Source organism: Streptococcus sp. 596553, from assembly GCF_900411395.1.
Taxonomy (GTDB): Bacteria; Bacillota; Bacilli; order Lactobacillales; family Streptococcaceae; genus Streptococcus; species Streptococcus mitis_BA.
On record NZ_OXCQ01000007.1, the window covers coordinates 74,714 to 87,835 of the forward strand.

General features: G+C 44.1%; 9 protein-coding genes. All 9 read right to left on the minus strand.

The window, feature by feature from the left end; genetic code table 11:
- Positions 1 to 118: 118 nt before the first annotated feature.
- Positions 119 to 1,381, minus strand: a complete 1,263-nt coding sequence (purD, locus tag DSY56_RS07870; protein ID WP_112444913.1) for a phosphoribosylamine--glycine ligase — start codon at positions 1,379 to 1,381, stop codon at positions 119 to 121.
- A gap of 121 nt (positions 1,382 to 1,502) precedes the next feature.
- Positions 1,503 to 3,050, minus strand: a complete 1,548-nt coding sequence (gene purH / locus DSY56_RS07875; RefSeq protein ID WP_112444915.1) for a bifunctional phosphoribosylaminoimidazolecarboxamide formyltransferase/IMP cyclohydrolase — start codon at positions 3,048 to 3,050, stop codon at positions 1,503 to 1,505.
- Positions 3,051 to 3,074: 24 nt separating this feature from the next.
- Positions 3,075 to 3,584, minus strand: coding sequence for a VanZ family protein (locus tag DSY56_RS07880; RefSeq protein WP_112444917.1), 510 nt, complete (start codon positions 3,582 to 3,584; stop codon positions 3,075 to 3,077).
- An 83-nt stretch (positions 3,585 to 3,667) separates the two neighbouring features.
- On the minus strand, positions 3,668 to 4,213 hold the full coding sequence (purN, locus tag DSY56_RS07885) for a phosphoribosylglycinamide formyltransferase (RefSeq protein ID WP_112444919.1): 546 nt from the start codon (positions 4,211 to 4,213) through the stop codon (positions 3,668 to 3,670).
- Positions 4,210 to 5,232, minus strand: a complete 1,023-nt coding sequence (gene purM, locus DSY56_RS07890) for a phosphoribosylformylglycinamidine cyclo-ligase (protein WP_112444921.1) — start codon at positions 5,230 to 5,232, stop codon at positions 4,210 to 4,212. Before purM ends, purN begins: the two co-directional genes overlap by 4 nt.
- 220 nt (positions 5,233 to 5,452) lie before the next feature.
- A complete protein-coding gene (gene purF / locus DSY56_RS07895; protein WP_057488099.1) occupies positions 5,453 to 6,895 on the minus strand; it encodes an amidophosphoribosyltransferase in 1,443 nt (480 codons plus the stop codon).
- A 93-nt stretch (positions 6,896 to 6,988) separates the two neighbouring features.
- Positions 6,989 to 10,714 carry a phosphoribosylformylglycinamidine synthase gene (locus tag DSY56_RS07900; RefSeq protein WP_112444923.1) on the minus strand — a complete coding sequence of 1,242 codons (3,726 nt, stop codon included), beginning with the start codon at positions 10,712 to 10,714 and terminating at the stop codon, positions 6,989 to 6,991.
- Between the two features lie 65 nt (positions 10,715 to 10,779).
- Complete coding sequence (gene purC / locus DSY56_RS07905; protein ID WP_200832401.1) at positions 10,780 to 11,487, minus strand: phosphoribosylaminoimidazolesuccinocarboxamide synthase; 708 nt, start codon at positions 11,485 to 11,487, stop codon at positions 10,780 to 10,782.
- 275 nt (positions 11,488 to 11,762) lie between these two features.
- Positions 11,763 to 13,112 (minus strand): competence pheromone export protein ComB, encoded by a 1,350-nt coding sequence (gene comB, locus DSY56_RS07910; protein WP_112444927.1) that lies wholly within the window; start codon positions 13,110 to 13,112, stop codon positions 11,763 to 11,765.
- Positions 13,113 to 13,122: the final 10 nt, after the last annotated feature.

Below are 13,122 nucleotides of genomic sequence, written 5' to 3' on the forward strand. Positions count from 1 at the left end.
CCTAAACTTCGAGCCTAAGGTCTCAAAGTTTCCTCCGACCAGAACAGAAATTGTTCTGATCTTTTCACCACGGCGACCATTATCGTATTTGGCGACTGCGTCGCTTTTTCTTATATCTTTATCTAATTGCCTTGCTTCCGATATCTGTTCGGTAAAAGAAACCTTCTGTTTGTTGTTGGGCAAGCTCTTGGTAAATGGTATCTTGGGTTTCTTTGACGGTGTCTGCTGTGGTAACGAGCATATAGACACGTCCACCGTTTGATAGCAGTGCTCTGCTATTTTCCGCAAACTTAGCCCCTGCATAATAGGTGATAATGTCGCCTTCTGTCTTGGCAGGCAACTTGACACCTTTTTCATAGTCTAGCGGGTAACCCTTGGATGCGACAACCACACCCAGAGTCACACCCTTGTCCAGCCACGTGATCTTCGGCTCCTTGCCATCGATGATATCCGTAATATTTTGTGCAAAGTCAGATGTTAAACGAGGCAAGATGATTTGCGTTTCAGGATCTCCAAAACGAGCGTTGAACTCGATGACCTTAGGTCCATCAGCTGTCAGAATAAGCCCTGCGTAAAGGACACCAAGATACGGACGACCTTCTTTGATCATCCCTTCAAGAACTGGCTTGACAATAGTCTTGACCGCTGTGTCAACCACGCTCTGTGGCAAGTGAGGAACTGGCGCATAGGCACCCATACCGCCTGTGTTAGGCCCCTTATCGCCATTATAGGCACGTTTGTGGTCCTGAGCTGTTGGCATGATGTAGAACTTATCACCATTGACAAAGGCAAAGAGTGAAAATTCCTCCCCTTCAAGGAATTCCTCAATAACCACACGCGCACCTGAGTCACCAAATTTATTGTCCAAAAGCATCTCGTGAGCTGCTTCGACTGCTTGCTCGACTGTCTCAGCAACGACAACACCCTTCCCAAGAGCCAATCCATCCGCCTTGACTACGATAGGCGCACCCTGCTTTTCGATATAGGCTTTGGCTTCCTCGAAATCTGAAAATGTGCCATAAGCTGCTGTCGGAACGCCGTATTTGACCATGATTTCCTTGGCAAAATCCTTGGACCACTCCAGCTCAGCTGCCAATCTTGTCGGACCAAAGGCTTTGAGACCAGCTACATGGAAATCATCCACGATACCAGCCGCAAGGGCGTCATCTGGCCCGATAAATGACCAAGCAACATCATTGGCTTTTACAAACTCAATCAATTCAGAATGTTCGGAAATAGAGATATTTACCAATTCCAAACCATCCAGAGTCATCCCATCATTCCCAGGAGCAACAAAAACCTTTTCTACCTCTTTTGACTCAAGCAACTTCTTAGCAATCGCATGTTCACGACCACCCGAACCGACAACAAGTAGTTTCATCTCACAACCTCTTTTGCGAATTATTTAATAACATTATACCACAAACGTTCGTTTTAATCTTGTTTTATTAAGCATTTTTACGCAAAAAAGGAAAGAAACTGTTCTCTTCCCTTTAACGTTCTTAATGTCTAAAATGTCTCACGCCTGTGAAGACCATAGCCAAGCCGTACTTGTCAGCGGCTTCGATAGATTCTTGGTCACGGACGGACCCACCTGGCTGGATGATGGCCTTGATACCTGCTTTGGCGATTTCTTCCACATTATCCGCAAATGGGAAGAAGGCATCCGAAGCAAGAACAGCGCCGTCAAGACGGTCTTTAGCTTGATCAATAGCGATGCGAACAGAAGCCACACGGTTAGTTTGACCCGGACCGACACCAAGTGTCATGTGGTCATTGGTTACGATGATACCGTTTGATTTGACGTACTTGATAGCTTTCCAAGCAAACTCAAGAGCAGTCGCTTCTGTCTCAGTTGGCTGGCGTTTGGTCACCACTTGCCAGTCAGCTGGGCTTTCTTTGACCACGTCTTGGTTTTGTACCAGAAGTCCACCGACAACACCTGTGTATTCTGCTTCCACTTCGCTAGCCTCTTGAGCATCAAATGGCAAGGCAAGGATACGCAAGTTTTTCTTTTTATTAGTCAAAATAGCTAGCGCTTCATCCGTATAACTTGGTGCGATGATGATTTCAAGGAAAACACCATGCATCTTCTCAGCTGTCGCAACATCCAACTCACGGTTGAGAACGACGATTCCACCGAAAATTGAGACTGGGTCAGACTCATAAGCATAGTCCCAAGCAGTCTCGATGTCGTCAGCTTGACCAATTCCACATGGATTCATATGTTTGAGAGCCACAACGGTTGGACGATCTTTGAAATCACGAATGATACGAATGGCAGCATCCGCATCACGGATATTGTTAAAGGATAATTCCTTACCGTTGAGCTGTTTGGCTGATGCAATTGAGTAGTCTGTTGGCAAAGCTTTTTGGTAGAAATCCGCGTCTTGTTGAGGGTTCTCACCGTAACGCATAGCTTGTTTGAGAACATAGGTCAAAGTCAACTTTTCAGGCTTACTTTCACCCACTTGAGTTGTAAAATACTCTGCAATCAAGGCATCATAAGCTGCTGTGTGACGGAAAACCTTGGCTGCCAAACGTTGACGCGTTTCGTAAGTCGTTTCACCATTGGCTGACAACTCGTCCAAAACCACTGCATAGTCAGAAGGGTCTACCACAACCGTTACGCTAGCGTGGTTCTTCGCTGCTGAACGAAGCATAGATGGCCCACCGATATCGATGTTTTCAACTGCATCAGCGTACGTCACGTCTGGTTTGAGAATGGTTTCCTTGAATGGATAGAGATTGACCACCACAAGGTCAATGAGCTCAATCTTGTTGTCCTTAGCCGCTTCCAAGTGGCTATCCAAGTCACGACGAGCGAGGAGCCCACCGTGGATATTTGGATGAAGGGTCTTCACACGACCATCCATCATTTCTGGAAAACCAGTCACATCATCGATGGCAATGGTCTTCACCCCAGCATTATCAAGGGCAACCTTGGTACCACCTGTTGAGATGATATCCCAACCAAGTTTTTTTAGTTCTTGGGCAAATTCAACAATGCCCGCTTTGTCTGAGACGCTGATTAAAGCGCGTTTAGTCATTATATTCTCCTTTTTAATCATTAGTTAAACACCAATTAAATGCAGTAACAGTAAAACAAGATAAGCAAAACCAAGGCTAAGCATACCTAAGATATTGACCCATTTTCTAATCTGTGATTTGAATACTCTTATAAAAATTTGGTAAATCAGCAAGCCTACACAGACACCTAGCGTATTTAAAATCAAATCCGTTATATCTGTTATACCTATTGCTAAAATATACTGTAAGCACTCAAACAATAGACTAATCAAGAAACCTGTCCCGACTATTTTTAAACTAGATAAATTAGTTTTTATCAGAGGGAAACAAACACCTAATGGAATGAAGGAAATCAGATTAAATAACATTTCAGCAAAAACAATTTTTCCATCTACTATTAGTGGTTCTGAAAATGGAATCCAATTGATGTACCTTGGAGCTAAGAAAAATGCTATAAATTCAGGATTAGTTTCAAACTTAAATAAGATTCCCCAAGTTAATAACATCAGATAGACATAAAATACATATCGAGTTGTTTTTTTAGATTCTAACATTACAAATACCTCCGTTTGAAGTCGTCTTCGACAATCACTGACTCCAATTTAAAATCAAAGATATCATATGAATCATCAAAAAGTCAATCTGTAAATAGAGCCTTCACTACTTCTGGATAGAGCTTGTACTCCGCTTCATGAATACGTTCTTCAAAACTGTCAATGGTATCATCAGCTAGCCGTGGTACACGGACTTGTTTGATGACCTTTCCTGTATCAACACCATAATCCACCCAATGAATGGTCACGCCGCTCTCAGCAACGTCAGCATTCCAAGCATCCTCAATCCCATGAGCTCCTGGAAATTCTGGCAGGTAGGCTGGATGAATGTTGATAATCCGACCTTCATAAGCAGCCAATAAGTTTGGCCCAACGATTTTCATGTAGCCTGCTAGACAAACCAAGTCAATCTGGTGTTCTTCCAAGAGTTCGACAAGGGCCGCTTCGTAGTCTACCTTGCTCTCAAACTCCTTGAGTTCAAAAGCATAGGACAGAACGCCGAGCTTGTCTGCACGTTCGAGTACATAGGCGTCACGATGGTCTGAAAAGACAAACTCTACTGGAAATTGTTCCGCTATCACCTGAAAATTTGAGCCATTACCAGAGGCAAAAACCGCTATTTTTTTCATTTGATGATGACACTTTCGTTTTCTTTCTTGACGATACGACCAATTTCATAGACTGGTTCATCCAACAATTCCTTGACACGACTTACATTTTCAGGGCTAACTGCAAACATAAGTCCCACACCCATATTGAAGATTTCAAACATTTCTTCATGTTTGATCTGACCGTATTTTTCAAGGGCTTTGAAAATCGGTAAAACTGGAACCTTGTCTTCCTCAATCTCAGCAGCCAAATCAGCTGCAAACATACGAGGGACATTTTCGATAAAGCCACCACCAGTGATGTGGGCAATACCGTTGACCAACTCTTCCTTGATGAGTGGTAAGACAGCCTTGACATAGATACGAGTCGGCTCAAGAAGTACTTCCTTGAGTTTCTTGCCTTCCAATTCTGGCAAGATTTCCTCACCTGTGTAATCCGCAAAGACACGACGGACGAGAGAGTAACCATTGGAATGAATCCCACTTGAAGCAAGTCCGAGAAGAACATCTCCTTCTGCCACCTTTGAACCGTCAATGATTTGAGATTTTTCAGCCACACCGACCGCAAAACCAGCCAAGTCATAGTCATCTTCGCCGTACATGCCAGGCATTTCAGCCGTTTCCCCACCAATGAGGGCAGCGCCTGCCTGCACACAACCTTCTGCCACACCAGCAACGACTTGCTCTAGCTTAGCTGGTTCATTCTTGCCTGTCGCCACATAGTCGAGGAAATAGAGGGGCTCCGCACCCGCAGCGATGATATCATTGACACACATGGCCACACAGTCCTGACCAATGGTATCGTGCTTGTCGTACTTGATAGCCAGCATGAGCTTGGTTCCGACACCATCAGTTCCTGAAATCAAGACGGGTTCTTTAACCCCAGTCTTTGAAGGGTCAAACATACCACCAAAGCCACCCAGAGCTCCCATGACACCTGCACGCTCCGTACGAGCCACGTGCTTTTTAATCCGTTCAACAACTTCATAACCCGCTTCAACATCCACACCAGATTGAGCGTACGCATTTTTATTTGCCATTTTTATATTCCTTTTCTTTTTTTGGGAAAGATTGCGACGTATTTCTAGATAAACAATTATTTTATCTAAAAATGCTAGTCAGAGCTCTAGCTTTGATCCTATAGGACAAAGCGTCTACTGACAAATGCTTTAGCTTTTAGTCAGTAGTAAGACGTGGAGCATAAGCATTTTTATTTGCCATTTTATTTTTCCTTTTCTTTAATGGAGAATCTTCAGTAACTCACTTGTAAAAACTAGTCTTTTCTTCCAAACTTCGACGATAGTCTTCTTCATAGTCGTAGAGAGGTGTTGGGTAGTCACCGTCAAAGTAAGCGACACAGAGACCACCATTTGGAGCATCTGTTTCAATACCAATCGAATCAATCAATCCCTCAACAGAAAGATAAGTCAGACTGTCCGCACCAATGATTTGGCGCGTTTCTTCGACCGTATGATTGGCCGCAATTAGCTCCTGACGGGTCTGGATATCAATCCCGTAGAAGCATGGATAAGCTAGCGCTGGACTACCAATAGCAACGTGAACCTCAGTTGCACCCGCTTCTTTCAAAAGCTGAACGATACGACGAGAGGTTGTTCCACGTACAATAGAGTCATCAATCATAACCACACGCTTGCCTTTTACAACACCAGAAACAGCAGAGAGTTTCATCCGCACTCCTTGCTCCCGCAATTCTTGAGTCGGTTGGATAAAGGTACGTTGGGTGTATTGGTTCTTGATGAGGCCCATTTCATTTGGTAGCCCGGACTCTTCCGCAAATCCCATAGCCGCGCTGAGGGAAGAATTGGGCACACCGACCACGATATCCGCCTCATGCTTGAATTCACGCGCCAATTGAGCACCCATACGTTTGCGAGCCGTATGGACATTGACACCGTGGATATTAGAATCAGGGCGGGCAAAATAGATATACTCCATAGAACAAATCGCCAACTGAGTATCATCTGTATAGTTGTCATACTGGATACCCTTGTCATCAATAATCACAATCTCACCTGGCTTCAAATCACGAATCCATTCAGCACCAATGACCTCAAAAGCACAAGTTTCAGAGGAAACAACCACCGCTCCGTTGGCCATTTTCCCGATAGAAAGCGGACGGAAACCATTGGGATCAAGAGCCGCAATCAACTTGTCTTCAAACAGCAAGATATAGGCAAAACCACCTTTAACTAGACTGAGCGCCTCCTTGATTTTGCCCATCAGACTAGGATTGTGGCTGCGACGAATGAGGTGAGCTAAGATTTCCGAGTCCGAAGTCGCACTGAAAATCGCTCCTCTATCTTCCAATTCTTTCTTGAGAGAGGCCGCATTGGTCAGATTCCCATTATGAGCCAAGCCAAACTGCATATCGTGAAACCGGAAGAGGAAGGGCTGGATGTTATCTACAGAAGCTTCGCCAGCAGTCGCATAACGCACATGCCCAATCGCACCAGTCCCCGTCAATTTATCCAAATTAGCAGGATTTCTGAAGACTTCTGATAAAAGCCCCATGTCACGATGGCGCTTCAATTGCCCCTGATCATTGGAGAGGATTCCTGCCCCCTCCTGACCACGGTGTTGAAGACTGTGGAGACCAAAATAGGTCAATTTAGCAGCATCTGGATGTCCCCAGATACCGAAAACACCACATTCTTCATTAAGAGATTTTACTTCGTATGTCATTTTATATACCTAATTTTTATTTGTGTAGCACCAAGAGCTAAATCTACATGACTTTTACATTACTGATACTATCTATTAGAAAATCTGCAAGTCTTATTTTCTAGTGAAATATTTAACCGCTGACGCGAACAGGTGCTGGTCTTTATTTCCTGGGATATTTTGGAAAAGACCTTCCTCATAACGTTCTGAGTGGCCCATCTTACCAATGATTTGGCCGTTCTTGCTGGTAATTCCTTCGATGGCATGGACAGAACCATTCGGATTGTACTTAGAATCCATACTTGGTTTGCCGTCAAAGTCAACATATTGGCTGAAAATTTGTCCATTGTCACGGAGCTCAGCGAATTCCTCAGCTGTCACGACAAACTTCCCTTCACCATGCGAAACAGGAATAGCGTGGATATCGCCTACTTGCACACCAGCTAACCATGGTGAGTTGGTATTGGCAATACGGGTTTCCACCATCTTGGCCACGTGTTGATTGGCATCATTGTAGAAGAGGGTTGGACTAGTACTATTAGCATCCTCGAAATTTCCGTATGGAAGAAGACCTGATTTGACCAAGGCCTGGAATCCATTACAGATACCGATAATCAAGCCACCACGGACGATAAAGCTATCAATAGCCACACGGACTTTTTCATTGAGCAGGATGTTGACGATAAACTTGGCTGAACCATCTGGCTCATCCGCAGCTGAGAATCCACCTGCAAAGAAGAGAATGTTAGCCTTGCCGATGTTGTCAACCATGGTTTCGACTGAATTGACAATGGCTTCTTCATTAAGTGTCACGAATGGCACCAAGTTAACCTCTGCACCTTCTTTTTCAAAGGCCTTGGCTGAATCATATTCTGAGTTGGTTCCTGGAAAGACTGGGATGTAAACCACAGGTTTTTCAACCTTTTCTTTGGCTTGGATGACTGTGTTAGTAGCGACATCTGGAACTTCTGCTAGTTCTTTGGCTTGGGCAAATTCTGTTGGGTAAACTTCTTCCAGTTTTCCTTGGAAGGCACTGTCAAGCTTGTGTCCATCTAGCTTCACACCGTTGACAAGGAGTGTAAAGTCTGCACTTGTTTGTCCAATCTTCTCTACTCCAGCAATTTCTTCAGGAGATGTGAAGACAAATCCACCTAATTGAGCTGTCAAAGCTGTTTCAAGTTCAGACAAGATCACCTCTGCACCAATATGATTTCCAAAGGTAGCAAGGGCCAAACTTTCAAGCACACCACCGTATTTAACGGCTGAAGCCGCTGTTACTTTGTGAGCCTTTTGAAGGGCTTCAAACTGAGCAAAGTTAGACTTAATCAAGTCAAAATCAATTTCTGCAGAGAGGGCTTGACCTGGGATGTAATAGATATTTTCACCCGCAGTTTTGAACTCTGGAGAGAGGACCTTACGGCTATCTGCCGTCGTCACCCCAAAGGCTACCAAGGTTGGCGGAACGGTCAATTCTTCAAAGGTACCAGACATGGAGTCCTTACCACCGATAGATGGCAAACCAAGTTGAATTTGTGCTTCGATAGAGCCTAGAAGAGCTGCTACTGGCTGACCAAAACGCTCAGCTTGTTTATCCATGCGCTCGAAATACTCTTGGTAAGAGAAACGAGTCTGAGACCAGTTTGCACCAGCAGCCACCAAACGAGCAGTTGCTTCAATAACCGCATAAGCAGCACCGTGGTATGGAGACCATTCAGCTACATATGGGTTGAATCCTTGAGCCATGACTGACGCAGTATGAGTCACACCGTGTTGAACTGGTAATTTCTGCACAGATGCCTCAGTTGGTGTGAGTTGGTAACGACCACCAAGTGGGTGATTAACCGTTGAGCGTCCAACAGAGCAGTCAAAGATAGTCTGTAATCCTTTTTGACTTGCATGATTCAAATCAGATAGAACCGCAAGGGTATCAACTTCAAGTGTGTTAGCAGATGTTTGACGTTCTTCTGGGAGTTTGACATCCTTGTCCACAACCTTGGCATCAACAACGACGCGCACACCGTTTGTATCAAGGAAACGACGTTCCAAGTCTACAATCGTTTCGCCATTCCAGTGCATAACTAGATTTGGTTTTTCCGTCACTGTCGCCACCACAACAGCATCAATATTTTCTTTGTTACATTCCGCAACGAAGGCATCTACATCCTCAGGACGAACCACCACAGCCATCCGTTCTTGAGATTCAGAGATGGCAATTTCGGTACCATTCAAACCTTGATATTTAAGAGGCACCTTGTTAAGGTCGATTTCAAGGCCGTCTGCTAATTCACCGATAGCCACACAGACACCACCAGCACCAAAGTCATTAGATTTCTTGATAAGACGAGTGACATTGCCATTACGGAAAAGGCGTTGAATCTTGCGTTCTTCGATAGCATTCCCTTTTTGAACCTCAGCACCAGCAGTCTCCACAGACTCAACCGTTTGAACCTTAGAAGAACCTGTCGCACCACCGACACCATCACGTCCAGTCTTACCTCCAAGGAGAATAATCACATCTCCCGCTCCCGGTTTTTCACGGACTACATTGCCCTTAGGAGCAGCACCGACAACAGCACCTAGCTCCATACGCTTAGCAACGAAACCTGGGTGGAAGTACTCGCGAACATAGGTTGTCGCAAGCCCAATCTGGTTACCATATGAAGAATAACCATGAGCCGCTGTTTTAGAAATAACCTGTTGTGGCAATTTCCCAGCACGCGTTTCCGAAATCGGTGCTGTAATATCTCCAGCCCCTGAGATACGCATAGCTTGGTAAACATATGAGCGACCTGATAATGGGTCACGAATGGCTCCACCAATACAGGTAGCAGCCCCACCAAATGGCTCAATCTCAGTTGGGTGATTGTGAGTTTCATTCTTGAACATTAGGAGCCATGGCTCTTTCACACCATCAACATCCACTTCGATTTCTACTGAGCAAGCATTGATTTCGTCAGACACTTCCATATCATCCAAACGTCCATTAGCACGCTCATAACGACCGAAAATAGTTGCCATATCCATCAAGGTTTGCGGTTTTTCAGAACGCCCCAACTCATCACGCATAGCAATATACTTGTCATAAGTCGCCTGTAATTGTTTTTGAAATTTAGAAGCTGAGAAGTCGATGTGCTTCAACTCAGTCTCAAACGTCGTGTGACGGCAGTGGTCAGACCAGTAAGTATCCAAAACTTTGAGTTCCGTCTCAGTTGGCACGCGCCCGATTGACTTGAAATAGTCTTGGATAAAGAGCAAATCATCCACTTCCATGGCCATCCCTTGCTCAGCCTTGTAGCGAGCAAAGTCTTCTGCTGTATAGCTTTCAAAGAAAGTCAATTTAGGAATGGTTTTGTCTGACTCTGAAAATTCCTGCTTGCCAATCCCTGTCGTGATGTCCTTGAAACGAGAATCAACTGGGTTGAGCAAGTAGTTCTTGACCGCTTCCAACTCAGTCGCATCAATATCTTTATTGACCAAATAAAGTTGAGCAGTATTAACCGTTACATCACTCGAACTTCCCAGCAAAAGCAAGGCTTCTTGCGAAGAAGTCGCACGCTGGTCAAACTGCCCTGGTAGGCTTTCAATGGCAAAGAAAGCATAGTTAGCAAGATCCGCCTGCACAGCTGCTTCATCCAAGACATGGTCTGTCACCTGCTCAGAGAAAATATGTTTCTCTGCAGGCGCAAACAAGTTCTCTGCCAAATCAAAGACATCATACACTTGCACAATACGAATACTTTTCAAGCTTGAAAGTCCCAAGTTGTGCTTGAGCTCTCTTACTAAACTCTCTGACTTGACCTGAAAATCAGCCTTTTTCTCTACAAAAATACGTTTATCCATCAATCCTTATTCCTTTATTTCAGCTCTTGCAATGTTCCAACGACCTTGAGAGTCTTGCAAATAGATTATTTCAATTCCTGCAACTTCTCCCAAACAACTTCATAAACATCTGTTAATTCGCCGAGACCTCTACGGAAAACATCCTTATCCATGTGGTTACCATCCGCATCCCACAAGCGGCAGTTATCTGGTGAAAATTCATCTGCTAAGATAATCTTGCCATCTTTGTCAAAACCAAATTCCAGTTTAAAATCAATCAACTTGAGGCCAATCTCAGCAAACCAAGCCTTCAAGAGCTCATTGATACGACGCGTTTCTTCCTTCAAGTAGGCGATTTGCTGGTCATCCGCAATCTGTAGGAATTTCACATGCTCGTCATTGATAAATGGGTCATCCAAATCATCATTTTTATAGTAAAATTCAACAATCGGAGTCTCCAAGGCGATTCCCTCATCCACACCAAAACGTTTTGAAAAGGAACCAGCAGTATAGTTGCGGAGCACGACTTCCAAAGGAATAATCTCAACCTTTTTATTGAGTTGTTCCGTGTCTGAAAGTTTCTCCACAAAGTGAGTCGCCACACCAGCCGCATTTAATTTCTCAAAAATAAAAGATGAAATCTGATTATTCAACACTCCCTTGCCCGCAATCTGCTCCTTCTTGACACCATTGAAAGCAGTCGCCTGGTCCTTGTAAGCTGAAATAATAAGATTTTCATCCTCTGTTGTATAGATATCTTTAGCTTTTCCCGAATAGATCAATTGTTTTGACATTTTAAAGTTCGCCTTTCGTATTACTTGAGCACATTCTACCATAAAAAACCTAAAATTACAAGAATTTAACCGAATAAATAACGTAGCGACTTCAAAAATCATAAAGAAAAAACCGCAAGAAGAATTTTTCTCACAGTTTTAAAATCATTTAATACTCTTCGAAAATCAAATTCAAACCGCGTCAACGTCGCCTTGCCGTACTCAAGTACAGCCTGCGGCTAGTTTTCTAGTTTGCTCTTTGATTTTCATTGAGTGTAACTCTGAAAACACGAACATTACTCTTTGTTCAAAAATTGATCCAAATAATAACGTAGGTAACTTTTCTTACCCGTAATCATCTGCAGACGACCTTCCACCCCGTACCGAAGTTTTTCAGCCTGCTCGGAAGTCAGATTAGTCTCCGCCTCGATTTTAAAGAAATTCCCTTTCTCAGTCTTGGTAGCTGTCGCATCAATACTTGTAATAGTAGAATCTAGGAAAAGTTGATTCTTGGCATCATGAGTCGTCGTATAGCGAACAGAATCACCGACCTTGATTCTTGCTACATCTTTTGAACTAAGATAAGCTGTTAGTTTGGCTTTTCCTTCTTTTTCCAAGGACGGATAGAGTTGGGCTAGTAAGGCGCCTTCTGCTACCATGGTAGAGTCACTGGTCTCAGGATTAAGATGAAGCACCCCATCCTCACTCGCCGTAATTTTCCCCTTATCTAGAAGATTCCCCTGAACCTTCTTACCCGACTCTGCCTCCAATATTTTCTGGTCTAGAAGGGTCAATTCCTGACCAACCTTTGCTAAGTGTTGGGATTTAAGGGACTCCAATTGACTGCTTAAGCCTGACGCATAGGCTTGCTGGGTACCTGAACCCGCATACTGAACACGGTAAGTAGCAAGACTGGATTCTAACTGAGAAAGCTGTGCTTCAACCTGCGCAACTGCCTGGGATTTAGCTTGCGGATTTTCCTCACCCTGAGACTTATAAGACTGGTAGAGAGAGTAGGCTAGATTCTGACTGGCCAAGGAAGCACCTGTTTCCATAGCTGACTTAGCTGTCTGGTAATCGCGAATTTTAGCCTCTGTTTGGCTGATGAGGTTGCCGATTTCGGCTTGGGTTTGGCTAGCTGCTGCATTCTGGGACGCGATGGTCTCATTTTGTTGCGATGTACTAGCCCTAAGACTACCTGCTTGGCTGAGGTAGTCGCGAAAGGTGGCTTGGTAGCCAAATTTATCCTCCTCTGGAAAGTGGTTTTCCCCTTCTTGCAGGCTCTTTTGCAAATGCTCCAATTGCTTTTTTTGATCCTTGAGCATGTCCAACTGACTAGCATAGGCTTCCGCTTGGACACCCTCTGCCCCTTCTTGATATTGAACCAACAGTTCTCCCTTTTTAACCAGCTTATTTTCTTCCAAATGATTGACAAGAATACGATTGTTGCTAGTTGACTGGATATTTGCAAGGATACGACTAGGCTCGACAGTAGCTCTAGTAGACAAACTCATCTCCTTCTCTGCAACAGTTGCAAAGCCAAGTAAAAACACAAGCAGAAGGGACATGGGTACAATCACCCGACTGGAAAAATTATGGTAACGACGATTATAAAACTCCGCACTTTCTAAAAATTCTGGTTTCATCCTCTCCTCT